This is a genomic window from Psychroserpens mesophilus (assembly GCF_050617655.1).
Lineage (GTDB): Bacteria > Bacteroidota > Bacteroidia > Flavobacteriales > Flavobacteriaceae > Psychroserpens > Psychroserpens mesophilus_A.
Map to the genome: position 1 here is coordinate 1 of NZ_JBODQC010000236.1, position 262 is coordinate 262.

General features: G+C 45.8%; 1 protein-coding gene. It reads left to right on the forward strand.

From position 1 onward, the window contains the following. On the forward strand, positions 1–192 hold a 192-nt coding region (locus ACRHNM_RS17100), incomplete at its 5' end, for a hypothetical protein (protein WP_431137838.1). Positions 193–262 lie beyond the last annotated feature (70 nt).

Consider the following 262-nt stretch of genomic DNA (forward strand, 5'->3'; position numbering starts at 1 on the left):
ACAAACAACCAACCTATTCCACAGATTCGCCGCGAATCCTGGCATCTATTTCAGCAAGGGTCTCAGGCCGGGATCGAATACATGACGAACCATTTGTCATTGGCAAAATCTGAAAATTCCAATTTCAACTTTGAAATAAAGGTATGGGAAGCTGGTCGCGACCACAGTAACCTGGGTTACAAGGAATGTTAAAGGTTGCCTAAAAAGAGGGGAAATCAGATAGAACGGCACCATGGGCTGGTTCTGGCTCCGGCCTCAAATT